At 37.4% G+C, this 23,692-nt stretch carries 24 protein-coding genes; 7 read left to right on the forward strand and 17 right to left on the reverse strand.

All coding sequences use genetic code 11. From position 1 onward, the window contains the following. Window positions 1-138: 138 nt before the first annotated feature. The gene (locus J8L70_RS09850) at window positions 139-477 is read left to right on the forward strand and encodes a transcriptional regulator (protein WP_211055403.1); all 339 of its coding nucleotides are present in this window, start codon (window positions 139-141) and stop codon (window positions 475-477) included. Window positions 478-593: 116 nt separating this feature from the next. Then, on the forward strand, window positions 594-1,901 hold the full coding sequence (locus J8L70_RS09855; protein ID WP_211055404.1) for a DASH family cryptochrome: 1,308 nt from the start codon (window positions 594-596) through the stop codon (window positions 1,899-1,901). 41 nt (window positions 1,902-1,942) lie between these two features. On the opposite strand, the gene J8L70_RS09860 is transcribed toward J8L70_RS09855, so the two are convergent. Beyond that, on the reverse strand, window positions 1,943-3,025 hold the full coding sequence (locus J8L70_RS09860) for a YeiH family protein (protein ID WP_211055405.1): 1,083 nt from the start codon (window positions 3,023-3,025) through the stop codon (window positions 1,943-1,945). 107 nt (window positions 3,026-3,132) lie between these two features. Between J8L70_RS09860 and J8L70_RS09865 the strand changes: the two genes are divergently transcribed. Continuing rightward, window positions 3,133-4,011 carry a LysR substrate-binding domain-containing protein gene (locus J8L70_RS09865; RefSeq protein WP_211055406.1) on the forward strand — a complete coding sequence of 293 codons (879 nt, stop codon included), beginning with the start codon at window positions 3,133-3,135 and terminating at the stop codon, window positions 4,009-4,011. A gap of 85 nt (window positions 4,012-4,096) precedes the next feature. Here J8L70_RS09865 and J8L70_RS09870 read toward each other — a convergent pair whose 3' ends face one another. The 13 genes from J8L70_RS09870 to J8L70_RS09930 all read right to left on the reverse strand — a co-directional run bounded on the left by J8L70_RS09870 (window position 4,097) and on the right by J8L70_RS09930 (window position 13,501). Beyond that, window positions 4,097-4,819, reverse strand: a complete 723-nt coding sequence (locus tag J8L70_RS09870; protein WP_211055407.1) for a hypothetical protein — start codon at window positions 4,817-4,819, stop codon at window positions 4,097-4,099. Then, window positions 4,816-4,986 carry a hypothetical protein gene (locus J8L70_RS09875; protein WP_211055408.1) on the reverse strand — a complete coding sequence of 57 codons (171 nt, stop codon included), beginning with the start codon at window positions 4,984-4,986 and terminating at the stop codon, window positions 4,816-4,818. The genes J8L70_RS09870 and J8L70_RS09875 overlap by 4 nt, the downstream gene beginning before the upstream one ends. A gap of 230 nt (window positions 4,987-5,216) precedes the next feature. Beyond that, window positions 5,217-5,675 carry a thioredoxin family protein gene (locus J8L70_RS09880; RefSeq protein ID WP_211055409.1) on the reverse strand — a complete coding sequence of 153 codons (459 nt, stop codon included), beginning with the start codon at window positions 5,673-5,675 and terminating at the stop codon, window positions 5,217-5,219. A 107-nt stretch (window positions 5,676-5,782) separates the two neighbouring features. Further along, window positions 5,783-7,747 (reverse strand): hypothetical protein, encoded by a 1,965-nt coding sequence (locus J8L70_RS09885; protein WP_211055410.1) that lies wholly within the window; start codon window positions 7,745-7,747, stop codon window positions 5,783-5,785. Window positions 7,748-7,892: 145 nt separating this feature from the next. Continuing rightward, entirely contained in the window at window positions 7,893-8,810 is a 918-nt protein-coding gene (locus J8L70_RS09890) for a LysR family transcriptional regulator (protein ID WP_211055411.1), read from the reverse strand. Between the two features lie 464 nt (window positions 8,811-9,274). After that, complete coding sequence (locus J8L70_RS09895) at window positions 9,275-9,733, reverse strand: hypothetical protein (protein WP_247664771.1); 459 nt, start codon at window positions 9,731-9,733, stop codon at window positions 9,275-9,277. A gap of 45 nt (window positions 9,734-9,778) precedes the next feature. Beyond that, a complete protein-coding gene (locus J8L70_RS09900) occupies window positions 9,779-10,240 on the reverse strand; it encodes a hypothetical protein (RefSeq protein ID WP_211055412.1) in 462 nt (153 codons plus the stop codon). A 129-nt stretch (window positions 10,241-10,369) separates the two neighbouring features. Beyond that, the gene (locus J8L70_RS09905; protein WP_211055413.1) at window positions 10,370-10,783 is read right to left on the reverse strand and encodes a VOC family protein; all 414 of its coding nucleotides are present in this window, start codon (window positions 10,781-10,783) and stop codon (window positions 10,370-10,372) included. 164 nt (window positions 10,784-10,947) lie between these two features. Beyond that, window positions 10,948-11,265, reverse strand: a complete 318-nt coding sequence (locus J8L70_RS09910; protein WP_211055538.1) for an antibiotic biosynthesis monooxygenase — start codon at window positions 11,263-11,265, stop codon at window positions 10,948-10,950. 103 nt (window positions 11,266-11,368) lie between these two features. Beyond that, window positions 11,369-11,800, reverse strand: a complete 432-nt coding sequence (locus tag J8L70_RS09915) for a hypothetical protein (RefSeq protein WP_211055414.1) — start codon at window positions 11,798-11,800, stop codon at window positions 11,369-11,371. 35 nt (window positions 11,801-11,835) lie between these two features. After that, window positions 11,836-12,495, reverse strand: a complete 660-nt coding sequence (locus J8L70_RS09920) for a YoaK family protein (protein ID WP_211055415.1) — start codon at window positions 12,493-12,495, stop codon at window positions 11,836-11,838. 118 nt (window positions 12,496-12,613) lie between these two features. Further along, window positions 12,614-12,856: a hypothetical protein gene (locus J8L70_RS09925; protein ID WP_211055416.1), complete on the reverse strand. Its 243-nt coding sequence runs from the start codon at window positions 12,854-12,856 to the stop codon at window positions 12,614-12,616. Window positions 12,857-12,979: 123 nt separating this feature from the next. Then, the gene (locus J8L70_RS09930) at window positions 12,980-13,501 is read right to left on the reverse strand and encodes a YcxB family protein (RefSeq protein ID WP_211055417.1); all 522 of its coding nucleotides are present in this window, start codon (window positions 13,499-13,501) and stop codon (window positions 12,980-12,982) included. 102 nt (window positions 13,502-13,603) lie between these two features. Here J8L70_RS09930 and J8L70_RS09935 point away from each other — a divergent pair, with 102 nt between their 5' ends. Next, window positions 13,604-14,758, forward strand: coding sequence for an IS110 family transposase (locus J8L70_RS09935; protein ID WP_211055418.1), 1,155 nt, complete (start codon window positions 13,604-13,606; stop codon window positions 14,756-14,758). Window positions 14,759-15,249: 491 nt separating this feature from the next. Here J8L70_RS09935 and J8L70_RS09940 read toward each other — a convergent pair whose 3' ends face one another. Both J8L70_RS09940 and J8L70_RS09945 read right to left on the reverse strand, forming a co-directional pair. After that, the gene (locus J8L70_RS09940; RefSeq protein WP_211055419.1) at window positions 15,250-17,346 is read right to left on the reverse strand and encodes a DEAD/DEAH box helicase; all 2,097 of its coding nucleotides are present in this window, start codon (window positions 17,344-17,346) and stop codon (window positions 15,250-15,252) included. Beyond that, window positions 17,339-18,268: a DUF1837 domain-containing protein gene (locus J8L70_RS09945; RefSeq protein ID WP_211055420.1), complete on the reverse strand. Its 930-nt coding sequence runs from the start codon at window positions 18,266-18,268 to the stop codon at window positions 17,339-17,341. The genes J8L70_RS09940 and J8L70_RS09945 overlap by 8 nt, the downstream gene beginning before the upstream one ends. 715 nt (window positions 18,269-18,983) lie before the next feature. Here J8L70_RS09945 and J8L70_RS09950 point away from each other — a divergent pair. Genes J8L70_RS09950 through J8L70_RS09960 form a run of 3 tightly spaced genes read left to right on the forward strand, consistent with a single transcriptional unit; the run spans window position 18,984 to window position 21,589 of the window. After that, complete coding sequence (locus tag J8L70_RS09950) at window positions 18,984-19,910, forward strand: polyphosphate polymerase domain-containing protein (RefSeq protein ID WP_211055421.1); 927 nt, start codon at window positions 18,984-18,986, stop codon at window positions 19,908-19,910. 1 nt (window position 19,911) lies between these two features. Further along, window positions 19,912-20,493, forward strand: a complete 582-nt coding sequence (locus J8L70_RS09955; protein WP_211055422.1) for a DUF4956 domain-containing protein — start codon at window positions 19,912-19,914, stop codon at window positions 20,491-20,493. A gap of 1 nt (window position 20,494) precedes the next feature. Continuing rightward, on the forward strand, window positions 20,495-21,589 hold the full coding sequence (locus J8L70_RS09960) for a porin (RefSeq protein WP_211055423.1): 1,095 nt from the start codon (window positions 20,495-20,497) through the stop codon (window positions 21,587-21,589). 68 nt (window positions 21,590-21,657) lie between these two features. Here J8L70_RS09960 and J8L70_RS09965 read toward each other — a convergent pair whose 3' ends face one another. After that, on the reverse strand, window positions 21,658-23,037 hold the full coding sequence (locus J8L70_RS09965) for a VCBS repeat-containing protein (RefSeq protein ID WP_211055424.1): 1,380 nt from the start codon (window positions 23,035-23,037) through the stop codon (window positions 21,658-21,660). Between the last annotated feature and the right edge of the window lie 655 nt (window positions 23,038-23,692).

Here is a 23,692-nt window from a genome sequence, read left to right on the forward strand (position 1 = left end):
TATAACCAAGGTAACACCATGGTTATAACTTTATAATAACGAGTTAATGGCTTTGTTATCGTTATTTTTTTCCAATCGTTTTAATTTGTTTAGGCGCTATAGAGCGACCCATAAAATTAAATAATTAAGGAAAAAAATATGAAACACTTATTACCTCTATTACTAGTATTAATCATAACAGTAATTACATTAAGCCTTATCAACAGCAACGAGTGTATAGAAATAGGTAACGCATCTATTGCCAGTATTTCATTTGGCACTTGTGATTTATCTCACCCTCAATCAACCCTATCACCACTTTTAGCATTATTTTGGTTAGCCATGAGCGTTTGCTTTGCAATCACATTACCTAAATCAACAGTTGCTAATAAGTACAAAATTGCCTTGTTTATATTTGGTTTACCACTCACTGTTTTTGTTTATTTAATTGCCTATATATCTGAAAACATACGCCAAGCAACTCAATCTTTTAAGTAAATCTATATGAGCAAGTCACACTTGCTCATCCTTTCTTAATTAAATACAAGTGAAAATCAATCCTTACCCGCTTTTGCTTCGTAAACTTAATGATTACAAAAACCAGAGCATTAAGTATGAGCAAACGCATTTTATATTGGCTACAAAACGATTTACGCCTAACCGACAACCCACTTTTTAGTGACCTTGCTACAGAGCAATGCGCGCTTGATATTGTATTTGTTATAAATCCACACTGGTTTAAAAATAATAATTACCAACAAAAACCCTACGGCATACATAAGCAGCTATTTTTAATGCAAAGCTTGTACGAGCTGCAACAAGCACTTATTGAGTGTGGGCAAACCCTGCATGTACTTGAGGGTGACCCCGTATCGCTTTTAAAAGCGCGTATTTATGAGCAAAATATAGATGAAGTGTTATACAGCGAGCAATTTGGCGTGTACGAGCAACGCCAAATACACTTACTTAAAGCACATTGCCCCAATACCCAGTTTACAGGGTCGCAGCACGACACCCTCTTTAAGCAAAGTGACCTCCCGTTTGATTTAAGCGAGTTACCTAAACACTTTACTCCGTTTCGTAAAAAGGTAGAGGCCGCTAATAGCCCCATTACATCTTCTACTTTTCCAAACGGTTTGCTCCCTCAGCCAATAACCTTATGCGCCAAAAAACCTATAGAACGTATAACCAATAAAGGCGTAATGCATGGCGGCCTTAACAGCGCTCAAGCACATTTAAAGCAGTACTTTGCAAGCGCAATACCGAGTACTTATAAAACGACACGTAACGAGCTCGATGGCTTTAACAACACCACCAAATTTAGCACTTGGCTTGCCTTTGGCTGTTTAAGTGCAAAACAAGTTTATAAAGCCGTAGAAGATTACGAGCAAAGCAATACGGCAAACGAGTCTACTTACTGGATTAAATTTGAATTGCTATGGCGAGAGTATTTTAAATGGCACGCGCTTAAAGCAGGTAGCAGCCTATTTAGCTTTAAAGGTCAAAAGCAGACTAAACCGCTTACTACTTTTACACCTACCCGCTTTGCTGCGTGGTGTAATGGCGCAACACCTTACCCGCTTGTCAATGCCATTATGAACCAGCTAAACGCTACGGGTTACATTTCAAACCGTGCAAGGCAAATTGCAGCAAGCTGCCTAGTGAACGAGTTAAGCCTTGATTGGCGATACGGTGCAGCCTATTTTGAGCAGCAACTTATTGATTACGATGTAGCAGCAAACTGGGGAAACTGGCAGTACATAGCCGGTGTAGGGGTTGACCCACGTGGCGGACGCCACTTTAATATACAAAAGCAAACCACACAGTTTGACCCAAATGGTACCTATACCAACAAGTGGCATGGGCACAGTAATAAAACACAGCAGGTCGATGACTTCAACGAAGTAGATTGGCCTGTTTAAGCCAATCTAGTTAAATTGAGTTCAGGTTATTTATCCAAAATTTAAAACAACTGCGCAATGCCTACATTAATGGCAAAGCCACCCAAAGTTAAAAACAAAAATAAACAGCCAGCTAATAACAGTGGTTTAATACCTGCTTGGCGAATAGCGCCAACATGCGTGCGTAAACCCAAAGCCACCATGGCAATGGTAAGTAATATATTGTCAAACCATACAATGGCGTTTGTAGCACCTTGAGGAATAACCGATAACGAATGCACACCACTTGCCACTATAAATAACACCGCAAACCAAGGAATAGTCACACCCGTTTTTTGCTCGCTACCAGGCTTGTTATTGTTTGTTTTTCCGTGCTTTTTACTTTGCCAAAACGATAAGATCACTAAAAAGGGCGCAAGCATCATTACGCGTAGCATTTTTTCAATCACGGCGGTGTCACCGGCATGGGCACTTACCGCCGTACCTGCTGCTACCACTTGCGCTACTTCATGAATGGTTGAACCAACAAAAATACCGTAAGCGTGCTCGCTAAATCCCATAAACTTAAACATAACAGGGTAGGCAAACATACTTAACGTACCAAACACCACCACTGTTGCCACCGCTACAGACACTTTATGCGCCTGTGCTTTTATCACCGGCTCAGTAGCCATAACCGCAGCGGCACCACAAATAGAGCTACCCGCACCTATTAATATGGTTGTTTGTTCATCAAGCTTAAATACGCGCTTACCTAGCTGCACTGCCAAAATAAATGTCCCCCCGAGCATAATCACATCGGTTAATAGGCCATGCCAGCCTACCCCCGCAACCTGAGCAAACGTAATTCTAAAACCAAACAACACAATGCCCGCTTTAAGCAATATACTTTTAGCGTAATCAACACCTACATTGGTATGCGTTGCAATTCGCGAAAACACACTGTTACCCACCATAATGCCAAGCACAATACCAATTGTTAACGAGCTAAATTGCGCCCCTTGCATTATCGGGTGTTTACTTAATACAACAGATGCCCCGGCTAAAACAACCACCAGCAGCATGCCTAACCACCAGCGAGTATCGTTATATTGCTTAGTATTAATAGCTAAAGGCAAACATTCATTTTTAATTGCGCTAAGCATTGTATTCTCTTAATTAAACAACGTTAATGTATTGACTTCATTTTAAGAAAGTGCAAAATATAACTCCAATATATTAATATCATGATTTGATAACTTTAGGTTATACAATGAATTTACACGCACTCAGAGTGTTTTACACCGTAGCAAAATTGGGTAGTTTTTCAGGCGCAGCCGAGGCGCTTTTTATAAGCCAACCCGCGGTATCTAAAGCATTAAAAGAGCTTGAGCATCAACTAAACATACAATTAATAGAGCGCGCCTCTAAAGGCAAAAAACTCACTTTAAGCGAAGGCGGCCAAGCACTGTTTGAGCACGCACGTAGTATTTTTGCTATAGAAAAAGCCGCCATAGACGATATAAAGTCGCGTACAGGTTTAAAGCGCGGCACCTTAGTAATTGGGGCAAGCACCACCATAGCCAGTTATTGGTTACCCCCCTACTTAGCTAACTTTTGCACCCAATACCCGCATATAAAAGTAGAAGTACAAGTTGCCAATACCGCACATATTGAACAAGCACTACGTGATTGCACCATTGACTTAGCGCTTGTAGAAGGCACCCCAACCGAGCCACATATCATCAGCAAACATTGGCAAAACGATAAAATGAGCATTGTTATTCCCAGTACGTTCACACCCGATAAAAATCTACAGCGTTGGTTAAGTAAACAAAATTGGTTATTACGCGAGCCCGGCTCTGGCACGCTCGAAATATCGAGTAAACTTTTAACTCAACACGCAGTAAAAGTAGAAGAAAGCATGCAACTAGGCAGCAACGAAGCCATAGCAAGGGCCGTAGCCCAAGGGATGGGCGTTGCATTACTGCCCAATGTGGTTACTGAGGATTTAGTGCAATTAGGAAAGCTAAAACGGGTAAGTCAACAAAATAAAGCCCCGCTTTCACGGCCGCTGTATCAGCTACATTACAAAGACAGGCCCTCTTCGCATGCAGCGCAAGCATTCGAAAAAAATCTGTTTAATAAGTAATGATTATAAGTAAGTATAAACGCAGTATATAAATCACATTTGTGTACCAATTAGTAACAGTACTACTGTACTTCTTGTTAGTTGGCTATTCTTCTTCAATAATATAAAGATACTCAATATTTATATTTTTAATATCTTCATACTTGAGAATAAGTCGATCTCCTTTAATCTCATAAAAACGAGTGGTTGGGGAACCTGTAGATGAAGGCTTATCTGACTCTATATGTCTTCTCATGGCACCGGATAAAACAACACGATCTAACTGCCCACTAGAGTCAAGATAAAAGTCTTCAAGAACACCATAATATAAAAAGGAAATATTTTTAGTCTCAACTAAACAAGATAACTTAATTAACTCTGCATCCTGAGTTTCAGATAATTTTCCAGTTAGCTCGTAATACCATGGAGTATCGAAGGCATACCTTGAGGATTTGTATGGATTAAAGTGAAAAATTAGCTTTTGAAATATTTTCCCCAAAATATATGCAAGGAGAAATGAACTAGAAAAATATAAAATGATTTTAGGGATACTAGCACTTACAATTTCTACATCGGATTCCGACACGGATTTAGAACCAGTTAATAATTTTAGACAAATTTCATAATTAATTTCGTTTCCAAATAAAGGTACTAAAATATAAATTAGAAAAATATGTAAAATTAAAGCATAAAAAAAAGCCAAAGATGAAGATACATCAAATGGCTTTTTTTCTATGCTAGTATTTTCTACTTTTTCATAAGAGTTTTGGAATATAAAACCTGGAATTATCAACACTAAAATAAAAAAAGCAGGAAAAGCTATATTCATGCAACAGCTTTCTCTTTAGGCGAAGTCGAAACACGATATTTCTTGCCATTTGACAAAGTAATCACTTCACTGTCTTTTGAGCTACTAGAAATAAAAGATCTCAACTGTTTGCTTCCCAATGGATCACCTTTAATTTTCTTAGCTAAACTACCTAACAAAGCTTTCATAATGCCTCCAAAATAATATCCCATGACTTTAGTTTACTTTAAATATTACCAATAGGCTACATATCATGCTATGAGAGGTCTAAAATAACGCGCTAACGCCAACGAGAAAATGTCAATCGAGGCCAGCTATAACCTACTTCTCTTTTGTTCGCGAGATCACAACAATCATTAACATAACTACCTACCAGCTAACTGATATATCTATTAGCAAAACCGGCAACAAGCTCTACTTACAATCCCTTAGTTAAGTCTTGTGCTAACGTACCCGTTGGTTTTTCAATTACCCGTACTAACTCTTTTCCGTTTTGTTTTACGATAAACGTTGGGGTGTATTTTAAGTCGTTAGCCTGTGCGATACCGCCGTCGTCACGTTTGTCGTAACCCACAGCCACATACTCAATGCTTGCAAGCTCTACCTTCGACGCTTCAAGTAACTTAATAAGCTTGGGCACTTCGCGCTCACTGTCGTGACACCAGGTTCCAAATAATACAATTACTTCTTTACCTTTTAGCTTTTGCATTAAGGCAATATCTTGCTGAGTGGGTGTAAATGCAGTGTATTGCTCGTTAAATGGTGCGTAATCGTTTAACAGTGTTTGTGTGCTGATTGCACCAGCAAAAGGCCCTTTCGCCGCGCAGGCCGTTAGGGCAACACTTAAAGCACATAATAGAATTAATTTTTTAAACATTGGGTTACTCTTAATTTTGGTATTAAATAAGGTATTAAATAAGGTATTAAATAAGGTATTAAACGACTATACCCAAGATTGAGTGTGGAGTGAACAATTCTAAGGCGTTATTTTTTATCCATAAAAAAGTTAACGTGCGATAAATTAGCTAAATACTCGCGTCGTGCATATTTATTTTCTGCCAGCTTATCTAAATCACCAATTAAGGTCACCAGCTTAGTATGAGAATGACGACTTGTTTCTATAAAATCATCTTGGCGATCTTCACTCTCGTCGCGCTCTTTTTTATGCATCGTGTCGCTATTTTCGTTTTCTTCTAGCCAAATATCATCAATTAAACGAATATTACTTTTACTCTCGGTGTGCTGTTGCATTGCCATTTGCAGTTCGTATTGATTGGTTTGCGGATTAAATGCAAACAGTTGTGTATCTACATCCACATTGTGCGATTGATTAAGCCCTACCAGCGCTTTATTTTTAACTGCCGTGTCTACGTTATAGCTTTCGTCTTTGGTGTAGTAATCAGGGCGACTAAATTGGTAATCAAAGTGGCTATTTATGTTTTTGCTTTGTGTTACACCGCTTAGCTCCCCTTGCTGGGTTTGCGTTGTTGCTTGGCTTAGTTCAATCGTGCTTTTAGGCTGATAATCGCCGCTATCTAGCGCATACGAAAAAGTAGCATCAAAATCAGCAAGCTTTGAAATACCCGTCCCCAATGTATTAGGCGCATTACTGCCAAGCCCTTGGTAACGAGGATCGCGGGTGATCATGTTATCAACTAAATCGGCAACCATAGCGCGCCCGTCATTAAACTGCTGCTCGGCTATCGACTCTAAATGACTATAGCGCTCAGCCGCCGACGACATACTCGAAAATGCACTTTTAAATAACGCAAATCCTTGCTGCATTGCCTCATCGCCTGTACGTCCAAATGCCGATGCTTTATCATCCTGCGTGCTGTTTACGCGGGTATCTTCTAGGCTTTGATCGAGCGACGCTAAATACTGCTGCATTTGTTGTGTGTCTTTGCCACCCATGGTTGACATATCAAGCGCAAAATCAATATCGTGCTGCCCCGTATCGGCTTTAAATACCAGTGCTTGTTGGTTTAATGCACCATCAATAGAATAACTTAAATCAAGCGTATTCTCGCCAGCGTTAAACTCATTATTGTGCGAGCTAGAAAACGACACATCAAATCCTGTTAACTGTTCACTATTAAAACCGGCTAAAAAGTCTAAGCCCATATCGGCTTGGTTTGGCACAATAACAGCATTAAATGCGTTTTCATTGACCTTAAAAAATTCATCGGCCATTTCGCCAATGCCGTCCATCACTTGCGTTAAAGCTGCATGTTCATCTTGCGATAAATCGCCATTTACTTCATAACTTATGCCAAATGCATCAACAGCTTCGCCGGTTTTTTCGTCATAACCTTGTGATGAATTAAAGGTAATATTTATCACATCACCTTCTTTAGTGGTTACCGATAGATCAAACTTATAGTTATCATCGTTTTCATATTTAGCACGGTTAAGGCTTTCCATGTAAGGATTAAGCGTGCGCTCAACACGCTGCTGACTTGACGCTAAAAAGCTTTGTTGTTCATCCCCAAGCTGCCCTAAACTCGATAAAATATCGCTCGTATTTGCATAAGCACCCGCAATATTTTTAACCGACGTATTTAAACGTGCCATTAATTTATCGCTGCTTTCGTTTTGTAATAACCCCTCTTGTTGCGAACTTATAACGGTGCGCAAGGCACGTTCTTCATTCGTGAGTTTATAGTTACCAAAACTAGGTGTGCTTGAAATAGTAAATAACGAGGTCAGCTGTTGTTCTAACACCATCTCTGCAGCTTCGTTATTCAAAGCGCTATTGGGCGTTTGATTATTTAATTGACTAAGTAACGCTTCGGCGTTATTTGAGGCACTGGCTTTTATATCATTGAGCGCTTGAAGGTTATGAGCGCTTAACGAGGTATTTGAAAGGGAAGATTGATCAACGCTTTTAACTGATTGAGCAAACAAAGTATTTAAATGTGTGTGGTTACTCAGTGCATTATTGATCATGATTATCCTTAATCGCCCTACCCAATTTAATAATTTATCGGGCGCTGAGTAAAAAGCTTTAGGCCAAGGACACATTTAGTACCTATTTTTATACAAATAAATAAAACAGCCAATAAACAGGCACGCGCTTTAGTTATTTATTTAGTTAGTTTGCATCTTTGGAAGGCGCTTTTATTCTTTGCACTAAAAAATCAACCGCCGCTTTTACTTTAGGCACTAAATAACGCTGTTTTTGATACAACAAGTAAACCGCTAAATGGGTATTTTGTGTAATAGCTAATTCATGTTCAAAATTAAGCATCTGTAACTCGCCCGATGCAAGGTGCGATTTAAGTGCCCATCGAGTCGACATTAAAATACCTTCACCGTTGCAGGCTTTTTTAGCAAGCCAAGTCCCACTATTTGAAATAGCCACCGCAGGTGCGGATACATCGTGCCATTGCTCATCTATTTTACATAACCACGGTGTAGGCCCCGATGGCGTTTTAAAATAAAGTCCACGGTGTTGTTTTAATTCCATTGCGCTACTAGGTATACCGTATTTTTGTATATAGCATGGCGAGGCAACAGGAATAAAACCATTATCCATAAGCTTAATCGCTAATACGCGCTCGTTTGGGGCATAACCACCACGAATCGCTATATCAACGTCGTCTCGCCCTAAGGTCGAAAGCTCATCGCTTAGGCTCACATCAAGTATAATTTGCGGATACAAAGCGCTAAATTCATCAAGCAAAGGCATTAAAATTTTATCGCCAAAGCCAACCATACAGCTAATTGATAACCGCCCCATTGGCGTTGTTTGATAACTGCGGACGGTTTCTTGGCTTTGTGCTAGCTGCCCCAAAATTTGCTGCATATCGTTATAGTAAATATGCCCAACTTCGGTAAGCTTAACAATACGGGTTGAACGTTTTAAAAGCGTAGCACCTAAGCTTTTTTCTAAATCCGCCACACGGCGCGATAACGACGAAGGCGGCACACTAAAGGCTTTAGCGGCTTTGGTAAAACTACCGGTTTCGGCTACTTTAATAAAATACCGTATGGCTTTTAGTTGATCCAACCGACAACTCCTGTGCTTTAATACCCAATGGCAAAGCATTTAACTTTATAAATAAATTCTCCCTGTAAACAGGGCAACACTTAACACACCTTGGTCAATACCTGCATTTTTGATACGTTGTGGAAAAACCGAGTTACACATTTGCCGGTGTTAATCATTGTTTGCTTTTTTTTCGCTTTATTTTACATGGCTTTTACTAACGGAATCGCCGCCGATATCAACCACGGATTTACATTTTTAATAGCAACAATTCCCTTTTCACTAATTTTATTTTAAATATTTTATTCACGCTATCAATAAATTACATGCTTTAAAAGTAAATAGCATAAAAACAAAGCCTAGCGCATGATACCTAATGCCTAGCAAGTTATATGAAGTTCATTCACATACACAAAGCAGCTGATAAGTTTAACGAAGCGTATTATTCAAAGTTACACACCGTGTAGTGAAAACTAGGACGTCCATTATATACACGTGTTTAATTCAGCAAGCTTCAAATCAATATTCGCCACAATATAACCATACTCTTTTTTAGATAAATATTTAGATTGAAAATGTTGCTTTGCTAGCTCATGAGTCCAAGCGGCACCACACGGCGCAGCAGGAATCGTAGTATCAATTTTTAAAAGGTGACTTTCCTTAATCACGCCACCTTTTTTTACAATGCTTTTAGCGCAAAGGCTTAAAGCATATTCAACGGCAAATTTATCGACACTTGGTATACCAATAAATTCTACGTCACAACCAAGCTTTTCATTACCCTTGGTATCAACATAATAAAGCTGGCCTGACGTGGTACAGGCAGAACAAATAAAGATTAAACTGAATAAAAAGACATGCCTAATGAACAATGGAGCTCCTTGTATACAAAACTCGTTGCTAATGGGTAGTTTCAAGAGCAGGCTTTTAGCGTATTTTTGCAAAAAGCATAACCCCAGTAATTTTCCTGATTTAGTAACTTATTAGAGCTATTTTTTAACTAACGTTATGTTGTAAAAATTTTCTTTTATAAATTTGTAAAGTCTTAAATTGGCACCATGTTCGACCAAATCTTTAATTGGAAGAGTCCATTTATCGAAACCTTTCATTTTAATAACCATGATGTGCATATCTATTTGTTCGTTACCTCTTCTTGCGACAGCACGCTTATGCCCAGTTTCATAGCGCATGTATTCTACTAAATTTTTATTAATGACATCCGTTTCGAAAGCACCATCTCTAATATGTAATTCATCGTACTTAATCCATGCAGCTGGTTTAGTACCATTCTTAAACCAAAATATAAATGAAATTAAGTAACTCACTAAAAGGATTGAGAGCGATAAATTAATACCTAAATTAAGTTCTGCAAGAACAATAACCACTACAACCATTGGCGATAATGATGCAAAAAATATCTGAAAATAATTTCGGCTTCGAGTTAATACCATAAATTAATTTAACACCACTCTCTTAGTCGCTCTATATATGGTAGCTCTATATATGTTAGCTCTAGACATAATAACTCCCATACAGTGTTAGCACGCTTGGCTATACTTGAACGCTTTATTATGTGCAGGCTAGCCTGTTGCATCGTTTAATTGCAACAAGTCCCATTTAGTACCATATAGATCCTCGAACACGACTACGGTACCGTACTCTTCAATTCGTGGTTCTTCCAAAAATAGTACACCATTTGATTTCATCAATTTGTAATCACGCCAGAAATCATTAGTTTGTAGAAACAAAAATACACGACCGCCAGTTTGATTACCTACGGCGTGAAATTGTTCCTCACTGCTCGCTTGGGCTAGAAGTAAGTGTGTACCATTAGAATTTGGAGGAGATACTTGCACCCAGCGCTTCCCCCCACCCAAGTCGGTATCTTCGAGCAACGTGAATTGAAGCTTCTGGGTATAGAATGCAATCGCATCATCGTAGTTTTCAACGACTAGCGCTACATTACCGATTTGCTGCTGAACTGGCTTAGGCATACTGATATCCAATTTCCTCAAAACTCTGATTCTACACTAATTTATCGACCTTCCTAGCAAGCATATTATACCCCCATAAGCCGTGAGCAGTGCTGAAACAATTTATTAGGCCTTTGTTTTTTGCAACCAATGTGACGGCGTTGCGAATCAGCTTAATGGGCTTGTCATATACCGTAATCACGTTCAACTTTAGATATGCGAACCTTAAATGAATCGTACCAAGACTTACGACCAGTTTTTTGAGCTTCTAAGTGTTCTGAGTTAGCTTTCCAATTTTTAATTGAATCTAAATCGGCCCAATAAGAAACAGTTATACCAACATTTTCTCTTGCTGATTCTATGCCCAAAAATCCGGGTTGTTGTTCTGCAAGCTCAACCATCCTATTTGCCATATCACCGTAACCATTATCACCTTCAGTTCGTGTAGAAGTGAAAATAACAGCAAAATATGGAGGTTTAGGTGTATTAGCGATAACTGACATTGATGATCCTAGGTATATAGACATAATGACTCCCACACGGTGTTAGCCTCCGCTTTTAGTGGGTTAGCTTAATTCAAAGCCAGAGCCATAATTAGTTTGTTAATTAACTAGGGCGTGTTTTTATTCGTTTAAATATCAATAACCAAAGCACAGGCCAAAAAACTATTTCTAAAAACACACCGATAGAACCAATATCACCATAAACAAATGTAGTTTTAAAAAAACGAACAAAACCATTAGGATCAAGCGGCATGTAATTTATGTTACCGAAAAAAAGCATTGAAGCTAAAATAACAATAGAAATACTTAACCACTTTTTACTTGGTTCATAACTATGAACGAGAAATGCTGGAATCAATGCAGCTAAGCCTATTCCGAAAAAGTTTTGAGCTATATGATAAAAGTGGAAGTTCTCCTTCCATTGAAACCACCAAAACACTTTACCTGCGGCTGCGACACCTATAGCTGAAATCGTCAGTGCATAATAGCAAGTGGCTATACAGATACTAAATAATATTAATTTTAGGTAATTCATACTCCATCCTTGAAAAACGTATAACGCACGCTTTGTTAGCTATAACGTTTAGAATACACACGATAACAAACAGCAATAAAAAAACAAATACTCGCAGGAAACAGCAATGCCATAAAGTTAAATTTTATATACAGCAACGCACCTAATGTTCCACCAAATATAAAACCGATAATAATAGTTAAAAATATCTTAGCCTTACGCCTATCAAGCGTTTTACCTCTAAAAAATTCGCCTATCATTATACCTAAATCTGTGAAAATCCCCGTCACATGAGTTGTTCTTACTACAGCGCCGCTATATGTTGTTGCTAACGCATTTTGTAGACCACATGCCGCTGATGCAAAAAAATGGCCATAAAACGAGTCATTAGATAGAAACCATAGTGTGATTAGCAATAAAGCAGATTCTAATATCAATACTGTATCGTAGTGTCTGCCAAGTTTTATCGTTGAACCATGTAATAAAAAACCAGCTATCATTGAGCCGAACAAAAAGGACAACAAAATACCTAGCAAATGAATAACACTTTGATAAGATGATGTTAAAATGTTTGTCCCTAATAGAGTAGCTGTCCCTGACAAATGGGAGACAGATTGATGTTCAAAGCCAAGCAATCCGACAGCATTCACACAACCAGCTATCATCGCTAAAATAAAAGCACCTATTTCAACCCATTTTGGTAGTTGCGAGATCAATATTCAAGACTCCCTTTACAGTTAACGCTCTGTTAACAGAAAAATTAATTGAGTACGAACAAAGCCAACTGGTTTTTGTCCGCCCCTTTTAATTTGCTTTATTATGTAGACTTTGCACTTAGCTAAAATAAAAACTAAACAGCGCCGAGCCAAAAATATAAGTCACACCTACCCCTGTCAGTGAAATACCAAAACCAATAAACCAAACTAGCAGCGAGCCACGAATAAAAGATGACCCCACATCTTCTAGCTGCCGTTTAACCCAATTGTTATAGTAATAAAATAGAAAGAATCCACCTAAGGCCAATGCGATACCAAAGAGAACATAAAACCATAGATCAAAAGTACTTAATTCAATCATGAATTTTCTTACCTACATCAGACAACTTCATATGTAACTAACGCTTTGAATATAGTGGAAATGTGAGTGATTTGGCCGAAGGCCAGCGAGTATTTGTCCCAGTGAGTATACGAGGGACATTATTCACTTGTTATATGCCAATATCATTTCATTTAACCATTGTAATTGTTCATTACTAAATCTAGATTTTGGAAGTAACATTGAACCATTAGATAAGTTAAAAAAATAGTTTTTAGTAGTTACATCAATTGATTTTATATCCGACCACAATATTTCTATTACACCCTGTTGAGAATATCTATAAATTTTTTCTGAATTGATTGAAAAATTATACGTTTCTTGTAGTTTTTTCTTTCGTGCAAAGAACAATCCAATATAAGGAGTAAGATAACGACCAAACAAAGACGGAATAGCGTATAGAGCCAAAATTAAAGATAGCGACATACCCCACCAGCTATCTAATAACACAAAGTAGTTGAGTAACCAAACTACTAAAACCAACATCATGAACGGGATATATGTATGGACTTTAATGTTTGGCATTTGCTCTACTTTTTCTCGAACTGCACAAAGGTATTCATCATCAGTGTAGTTAACCGTGAATTTAATCTCCATATATCTCCAGCTGTGATGGCATATAGACATAATGACTCCCACACGGTGTTAGCCTCCGCTTTTCGTGGGTTAGCTTAATTCAAAGCCAGAGCCATAATTAGTTTGTCAATTAACTAAACAGCAGAGGCTAACATGAATAAACATAGCATACTTTTTATCGGTCTTGATACACATAAAGAATTCAATGAAGTCGCCTATATTGAAGAACATAGAGGTGCACAACCTGTTCACCTTGGTCGATTTTCTTCTTCCAAAGTGGCCGTTCAAAAGCTTGTTCGTCAGTTTGAATCTAAATACCCTGGCGCAACGCTTCATTTCGTTTATGAAGCAGGCCCTTGTGGTTACTGGATTTACCGATTAATCACCAGCCTTGGCCATTGCTGTTATGTGGTTGCACCCTCTCTTATCCCTAAAAAACCCGGTGAGAAAATTAAAACCGATAAACGTGATGCCCTTAAGCTCGCTAAATTACTTAAATCTGAAGATTTAACACCTATCTATGTTCCTGAGCCTGAAGATGAAGCTGTACGCGATTTATCTCGCGCACGCGAAATAGCAATGAAGGATTTAAAAGATGCTAAATACCAATTAAAAGCGCTGCTGCTTCGTAATAATATTAATTACAAAGGCACCGCAAATTGGTCACAAAAACATTTACGTTGGCTCACTGAACTTGTGCTTCCGCATCCCGCTCAGCACATCGTCTTACAAGAATTTTTACAAACAATTACCGAACGAATAAGCCGACTTGAACGGTTTGATAATGAACTCACACACCACGTTCACCAATGGCGTTATTACCCCGTTGTTAAAGCAATACAAGCTATGCGTGGCGTTCGATTATTGGTCGCCACCGGCGTTGTTGCTGAGCTTGGCGATTTAACTCGCTTCGATCATCCCCGTAAATTAATGAGTTATCTCGGTCTTGTACCTAGTGAACACTCCAGTGGTGGCAAACGCCATATTGGCGCTATCACAAAATGCGGAAACGGCCGAGCAAGACGCCTTCTTGTTGAAGGTGCGCACACTTATCGGTATGCGGCAAATATATCCACAGATATGCAAAAACGACAAGAAGGTTTACCAAAGGATATTATTGATATTGCGTGGAAAGCGCAGCTTAGGCTCTGCAAACGTTATAAAAAAATGATAGCTAAAGGGAAACACTACAACCTTGTTGTCACTGCCATTGCCCGAGAAATGATTGCATACATATGGGCAATAGCTAAAGAAGTGGTGCTTACGCCAGTGAATACAAAACTTAGATTGGCAAGAGTACCCGCATGATAAACGAATTAGAGTTAGTGCATGGGATCAAGCATCGGGTGTGGCACAACCACCGACGGCGTTAGGATGGCAATGCAGCTAACGCTGCATTGAACCACGAACATAGACTGAAGACAGGTGCCACGACGAACTAAGTAAGGTCTGCTCTGTTACTAGAAATAGTAATAACCAACGACAAAATTGTCAGGAACAATTTTGAACAGCGTAGCTGATTCACGAAAGGCAGGACGCCTGTAGTCATATCAGCAAGATAACCGACGACATTACTTGCTTCATCCTATGTATTAACTCGCTCTAATTCGAGCTGAAGTAATTATGGCTTAAAAAGTTAGGCAAGGATCAGTGCGTTTAACTTGACAGTGGGAGTCATACCAACGCCGCCATAAGCGGTGAGTGGCTGTTGGCTATACTGTGTAGCGAAGCGAAACGTAGCCAACTGTTACGAATCCGACTTGATGGCCTTGTTAACTTCCCGTCATTTGAGTTGTTGGCTACTCTGACTTTTGAATACCTTCAAAAAAGTGATTCAATATATACTTATCAAAGAAATCCAAATCTGGGCAGTTTTTTATTATTTTATCAATTCCAATTTTGTTGAAAACATCGAGAACTTCATGAATAGTTATTTCTTCGTTTTCTAAGTCAATAACTGACGACTGATTTATTTTTTTTGAAATCATCCTTGGTAGACCATACTCTTCAAGAATATATACATTCGTAGGCAGGAAAGCATGCGAAACTTTTGATGCAAATGAAGATATATCGATGGCACGTTCAGGATATAATTCTTGCTGGATTAAATTCACTTCATTCAAAAGTGAAGAAAACTTAAATGAAGCTTTTCTCTCAAGGTCAAAAAACTCATCTATGCCTATATTATGTTGATCTAACTGATTAAGCAGTTGGTGAAAATCCATATGCCAATTATTAGAAATAACTTTTATGAACTCTACAAATTTTCTATATGGCGCACCAATATAGCCAGGAATTACCTCAAGAACCTTAAATAACGAATAATCCCATTGTTCTGGGTCATCGGAGTTTAGATAGCCAAGTCCTTTGAAGTTGCTTGGCGATTCATCAAGTGCGCGAGATATTCTTAGGATTACTGATGTGTCACTATCATCAAAGACATGCTCTTTTTGTAGTCGCTCAAAAGAGTCATCGCCTAATATTTCAGACATTTCATCTTTGTAGGCTATTATTTTCGCTATTTGATCTTGAGTTAACTCTTTAGAGAAGTGCTCTTCATTCAGGCTTGCAGAAAGTTCGTCGCTAAACTCAAGATCTAGCTGGTTCTCTTCTTGTTTGGGTGGTTTTTCTAGTAAAAAAATATTTCCAATGAAATGCTTGAACATGCGACCGCCGCGTCCAATAATATTTCTATATGTAAAATCATTTAAATTTGAGCTACCATTCTTGTTTCTCCACAAGACAACATTCTCAGTTGACGTGTTCACACCTTCAATTATTGATGATGTAGAAAGCAATCTATTTAAGCCTTTTGGTTCTTCAAATAATTTGACTTGGATTTGAGTTAATGAACGGTGCAATCTACCATTGTGAACTCCACAACCTCTTTTTATCAAGTTTGTGAGCTTCCAGTTTTTGTCATAATTTTTATTAAGCCAATTGGAAAAATTTATCAGTAATTCACTCTCTGTTGGAAGCATTGCATCAATTAAAAGAGTTGATACTTCATCAATACTAGAATAGGTTCCTGCATATATGAGTGTTTTACCCTTCTCTTTTTCCAAGATACTTATCAGCGCATCACTTTTTGTATAAGTTTCATCATTTATATCTTTATAAATTTCATTTTTTTCTAGGAAAACAGTATTGTAATTGAGGCTTAAAAACTCCATACCCTCCGTAAATACACTACCATTTAAATACTTTATATTCGGGGCCAAGAAATATCGTTGATTGGCTATTTTACTAAGTTTTAAGATAGCTCGTAACAATGAAGGTGATCGCTCTTTATCATAACGCTTGCTAGCTTTATAAAATTCATCAATTATAAGAATATCTATTTTTTCTAAAACCCCAATATACCCCATAGCTCTTTCTTGAGGAAAAACAAAAATATTTTTCTCTCCGGGAGAAACATCTGCAGTTGTTATTATCTTATATTCGCTTGAAAATTTATTTTGCAACCTTCTTCTAGTTTCATCAGTTAAAGCTATAGTTGGAACAATTATAACTACATTTTTGGGCTTTTTAATGGCTATGAATGAGTCCACGACAAAACTTTTACCAAAGCTTGTCGGTGCGCTCACCGCAATATTCTTTCCATCTAGAAGCTTTTTTAATAATGATGATTGCTCTTTGTGTAATGTAACTTCGTTACGCCCAACATCTACTTTGAAAGACTCGTGAACGAATTTTTCCTGCCAGCTTGCTGTTTTTAAATCTAAATATGGATACAGTCCAACTGAACGAATGAAATGATTAAGTGGTTCTGGGAATTCAAGGTTTTCTTTCTCAATTTTTGCTAATAATTTTATAACTTCATTTCTAGCGAGATCAATTTCGTTTGCATTAATGAAATCATTTATATAATGAAGTTGTTTAAAGACATTATTCATCTGCAGCGTCCTCCTTGAATACTCTCACCTTATTTACAAACCTAGTGACAATTTTTTCTTTATCTGGAACTGGAAATAAAATTAAGTGAAAAGTTATGCTTTCATACATATCGATTTCAGACATAGCCTTTAATTGTTTTTTAAAATAAGCAGTAGCTCTATCTTTATGGAATGATATTATTGATTGTTTGTACTCATCATTAAATCTTCCATTTTTTTCGGTAATTTCACACTCATGAATAATTAATATTGGGATATGCAATTTTGGCTTTATATTATCTATTGATTCCCTATAGCTAAGAGCTTTTTTTATACTTTCGAGTAGCTGCTTATTTGATATCAAGTGATCAATATCAGGTACATTTGTAATGATGGAATTTTCACGTTTTAGCTTAGTAGTTATGAGAGAATTTCCTACTGATTTTACTATGTCGCCTAACCTAGCATCTGATATATTATTAAAAAATTTTGCTTCTCCAAACCAAACAGTAAAATCATCATCTCCATCGAGAACTATATGAACGCTGTCGGCGCCTTTTGCATTATCTTGAGAGTTTTGCTTGTAAAATATTTTTGGTACGACTGGCAATGCATCGTAGTGATTCTTCATTATTCCATATAAAACAATCTCAGCGAGTTCACTACCTTTACCAATGTCTTTATCTGAGTCAGTTAAACGAAGGCTTTGTGCTGCGGCAACTAGTTTGCTATGCGAATGGTCGATTAAACTTTCTCTTTCTGAATACGACAATGACGTTTCAGCGATATTATCCCAAACAAAGTTGTGAAACTTACTGTGGCGCCATTTCCCTTCTTGATAATCATTAGCCATAGATAATAATGATTTATTTCCTATTGGTTTTAGATTCTCATCTAAACATAACTCTAAGAAATCATCTTCAACCAATACTTCAAAATTCATACCCTATCCTTGATTTCGTTTTATAAATTAATGCACCACAATGATGATTTGGACACCGAGGGAAGTTAACAATTTTGTCTACGACATTTGTCGTTTTATAAACCGACAAATGTCCATATATAACACTGTATTTATCTTAACCATCAAATAACCACCTGTAAACAGTGGGTTAACTTAGCATTATTTTTGGTCAGTGCGTAAATACACCAAAATGGTGGAGATCAGTAATATTAGACAAAGCACCATATTTTCTCTCTTTAAGCACTTTTCTCTTTAAATATTTTTTTCGTTAAATACTTTTCGCTTTAAGCACAGCTTTCTTTAAACACAGTATTATTTACCTGCCATTCATACCATGCTCTAAAAAAGCAAAATAACTACACTGCTTAAATTTATTTTTAAAATTCATACTAAATACACAAAAATGTAATTTACTCTTTTTTTACACATTTATTGCACCTTCTGCTTTTATAGTTTTTGCACTAACAACAATAAGAGCCGCATAAATGAGTGTTACCGCATTACGCATGTATAGCAAAAACGTTACTCAGCCATTAAATGGTATAACTCTATTTAATAAAAAGCTTAACTAAGTTAGTCACTTAAAGGTTTGTTTGTGTTTATACGTTTAAAACAACGGGTAAATACGCCATTAAACAGCCGCTATTTTAAATCCGCTTAACCAAATATAACTATTAAATAATCCGAGATAATTATGGCAATTCAAATGCGCGTGCAGGACGAAAGTTATGAAATGGATGTCGTACCGCTTAGCCCAAAGCGACAGGTACAATCAGGTGATATACCAGCAAAAAAAATAGTACAGCCTAGCCCAATCACAATACAGTCAAATCTTTATGAGGTCGTAAATACGTTATTAATGCCATTTGAAGGCTATGGCTTAAACGATCTGAATAATGCGAATTTAATGAACCGTGTTGATAGTAAGTTTATGTTGCCGTTATCGTTTTTGCCTGAGTTACTAAAACACTTAGAAGGGCAGTATCGGGTATTAGACATTAAAGGAAAGCGTTTTTTTTCGTATTATAATCAATACTTTGATACCCCTGATTTAAACTTATATCGAGCCCATCACAACGGTAAACTAAACCGCTATAAAGTACGCAGACGGTGCTATGTGGATACACAAACCGAGTTTTTAGAAGTTAAGCTTAAAAATAATCAAAAAAGAACCGTTAAAACACGGATAAAACTTGCCGATACGGCTAACAAAGAAGCCCGCTGTACGGCTTTTATTAAACAAGAAATGAAGCACAGTTATGATCATTTAACCATTACACAACAAAGTGGTTATAACCGCATTGCACTAGCAAATGAAGAAAAAGCCGAGCGTTTAACTTTAGATTTTAACCTGTGGTACAACACCCCCGAGGGCGATAACAAAGTATCACTGCCTGGCTTTTTTATTGCCGAATTAAAACAAAGTAAAAAATCTAAAAACTCGCCGTTTTATCAACTAATGAGTAAACACCACGTTTTTCCCGTCTCGTTTAGTAAATATTGCATTGGCTGCGCATTGTTATACCTCACCAGTATTAAAGCCAATCGATTTAAGTCGGTGTTATCACGCATAAAAAAATTACACCTTAACAACCCATTATCACCAATAGAGAATTTTTAAAATGACCAAACTAGATGTTATTTTCCTTTCGCGCTTTTTAGTTAACATACTGTCGTTAGCAGTGCTGTGTTACGGCTGTTATTTTAGAGTAAGCAAAAACGCCGTTGTGGCGGGGTCGTTTACACTGTTTGGTGTAGGTGTATTTATTATCACCTTTTTACTGCATGGTGTTGATATGTCGATGGAATTTGCTTTTGGCTTATTTGCCGTATTTACCATGTTAAGGTATCGCACCGAATCTATTTCTATAAAAGAAATGACCTACCTATTTTTAGTGACTGCCATTGCTTTATTAACCTCTGTAGGCCAAATGAGTTTTATAGAACTTGGGATTTTAAACGGTATTATTTGTTTAATTGCCTTTATTATCGACTCAAGCTTATTTGTAAAACACTACGCAGTACAAACGGTTACTTACGAGCGTATTGAAAACATAACCCCCGAAAAACAAAGCTCATTAATTGCCGATTTAAAACACCGCACAGGCTTAAATGTGGTGGCCGTAGAAATAGATCACATAGACTTTTTAAGAGATGTAGCCCAATTAAAAGTAAGCCATATCGCGGCAAAAAAAGGAGCCTAACATGACACGTAAAATAACATTAACCAACGTGGCCATTGCAGTAATAGGCTGCTTTGCAAGTCAAGTAAGCTTTGCAAAAACATATGACGATATAGATTTAAGTGGCTACATCATGCTTGATTACGACAAGTTTGATACCTCATTATTAGAAGACTCATCGCTGGCCAGTGGCTCTGAAAACAATTTTGAAATTAGGCGCGCTCGTTTAAGTTTAAAATCAGACATTGACGATAATTGGAAAAGTAAATTTCAGCTTGGTTTTGCCAATGATGAAGTCGAAATAAAAGATGCCTATTTAACTTATACCGGTTGGTCGTTTGCTGAGCTTACGATAGGCCAACAAAAAGAAAGCTTTGGCCTTGAAAAACGAACCAGCTCGCGCAATACCCTTATGATAGAGCGCAGCATGATAAGCGAAGCATTTTCGCCAGGGCGCAGCTTAGGGGTAAGTTTATCGGGTGAGGTGGCTTCGATTAACTGGCAGCTAGGTTATTATGAGCCCGATCCAGATGAATCAACCTCTGCCGTAACTGGACGTTTAACTTGGGTGCCATGGCAACAAGATACTAACCTGTTACATGTAGGTGTAGCATTTAGCGAACGCAAATACGACGGCAACGAGTTTAGGGTAAACGAGCCGCTTGAAGTATACACCGCCGACTCGTTACTTGAAGGCGATAAAATTAATGCCGACAGCCTTTCTCAACAAGGAGTCGAATTGTTATGGCTTAAAGACAAACTAACGGTAATGGCCGAATGGCAACAAGCTGAGATAACCAGCATTGAAAATACCACCCACGATTACGACGGTGGTTACGTGCAATTTGGTTACCAGGTATCCGGTGGGTATCGTAAATATAAAAATGCTAAATTAGGTGCCAGCTCACAACCAGGCTGGGAAATAACAGGCCGCTACAGTTTGCTTAACCTCAAACAAGAAAACCAAGACGCAAAAAGTTACGCTATTGGCGTTAACTACACAGTAAATAAAAACATTAAATTTATGGCCGACTACATAAAAGCCGAATACTTTGAAGCCGGTGGCGAAATCACATCGGGCGACGCTATTTCGCTTAGGTTTCAATACTCATTTTAACCGCGTTACATAGGCCCTAATCACCTTTTTACTTAGGTGATTAGGGCATAAAAATAGCCTTGTTTTAGTTAATTTAACTGTGTTTTTATTTTGCTAGTGCCGTCTTCTTCAGTAAATTTAAACACAAAATCTTTTTTGCCATCTTGGTTTATATCAACCAATAAAATATCTTTATTATTTTTAGGCAACGTAAGCTTTAATTTTTTACGCTTTTTATTAAGTAATGAGCTTTGCTCACCGTAGTAAATATAAAGGGTTTTTTTACTGTATTTATAAACGGCATCAATCTGGCTATCACCATTGATATCGCCTAAATATAACGCAGGCGAAGAGTCATCTCCGCTCATATTTATTGGCATTTCTAAGTCAATTTCAATATTTGATTTTTTAGCAAATGACCCATCTTTATGTTGTTTATATAAGCTCATTTCAACATCAACATCGGTACTCCCTCCCCCCATTGCCATAGAAGCAATTGTGCCTAAGCCAATATCTAAATCCATTTTTTGTAAATCAATTAAGCCATCGTTATTAAAGTCGGTTTTAAGCACTAGCTCGCTCGGACCTTCTGTTTCAAATAAGCTTATAGGCGATGTAGTAAACCCACTTGCATTGCCTAAATATAAGGTGTGTTTAAATTTTATATCTAAAGCGTCCATCCCTTGAGCAGGCTTAAACTGTCGGGTAATAACATCTAAAAAACCATCGTTATTAACGTCTATTACTTGCTTAATTTTACGTTTTTCGCCGCTACTCAGTTCGCCTAGCTCAACATTAAAATTAATCGGTGTTAAAGTATTTTCAAACCCATTGGCAGTAGCAATTAAAACGTCTGCACCCAACTCGCTTGTAAAAATTAAATCGTTTAAGCCATCTTTATTAAAGTCGTTAATTACAGGCTTGTTGTTTATATTTACTTCGAGAATGAGCCCTTTTTTTGAAAAACGCCCCTCGTACTGAGGCGTCTGTGTAAAGCGATGCGGCTTAAACTCCCCTGCACTATTTTGAATATACAACGTACTGTTGGTTAAATCGGGAATTAAAATGTCGCTCAAGCCATCGTTATTGGCATCAAAAACAAAGTCAATTTTTTTAAATTGATCCATTTTTAAATGGCTAACTACCGACTGATAATTAAATAAAAGCGAAGCTGTAGATACTTCGCTTTTATACACGCCGTTATTGGTTAAAATAAGTGCTTTTTTTTCTTGTGTATTAGCAAGTGTTGCAACATCAAAACCCAGTGCATTTTTAGGTAAAATCAGTTCACTGCTTTTTGCAGTGAGTAGGTTTATTATTTCTAGTTGTTTTGATTCTTTATTGTAAGCAAATAAAATAGGTGAGTCGGTGGTGATTAATTTATCTGTGGTTTTAATCACCATTGTTTGTGCAAATGCGATCATTGGCGAAAGCAAAATAGCAAGTGCATAAGATAGTGGCTTTAGCATACAAAATCCCTTTAAAAACAGGTGTGTTTTTATATATTTATTTAGATTAAGTAATTAGATTACCTTAATAAAAGTAACTTCGGTGTAATTAATTGTAAAAGCATGTGTAAATACCCCCTTTAGTTTTCATCTATGATCAACAACACAGCACCACTTTATACATAAAATCATTTAATTACTAAAACAAAAATCACTGCTTACAAAAAGAAGAAAATGAGGGTAAATGAGGGTAAATGAGAAGCCAAAAACACAAGTTAAAACACGATCTAGTCATTAAATCACTAATTCACTACTCTAAAAGCGCAGCGTCTCCAAAGCGTAGCGCCTCTTTGTGCATATATATCTTAATTACTTAAAAACTAAAACAAAAACCAATGTTCACAAAGAGAAGTAAATGAGAGTAAATGAGAAGCCAAAAACACATTCTAACCACTAAATCACTACTCTAAAAGCGCAGCGCCTCCAAAGCGAAGCGCCTCTTTTGCATATATGTCTTAATCACTTAAAAACCAAAGACAAAAAACTATTGCTCACAAAGAGAAGTAAATGAGCGGAAATGAGAAGCCAAAAACACAAAACCAGACACGTTCTAGTTACTAAATCACTAATTCACTAATTCACTAATCACTACTCTAAAAGCGCAGCGCCTCCAGAG

The organism is Pseudoalteromonas sp. MMG010 (genome assembly GCF_018100905.1).
GTDB lineage: Bacteria > Pseudomonadota > Gammaproteobacteria > Enterobacterales > Alteromonadaceae > Pseudoalteromonas.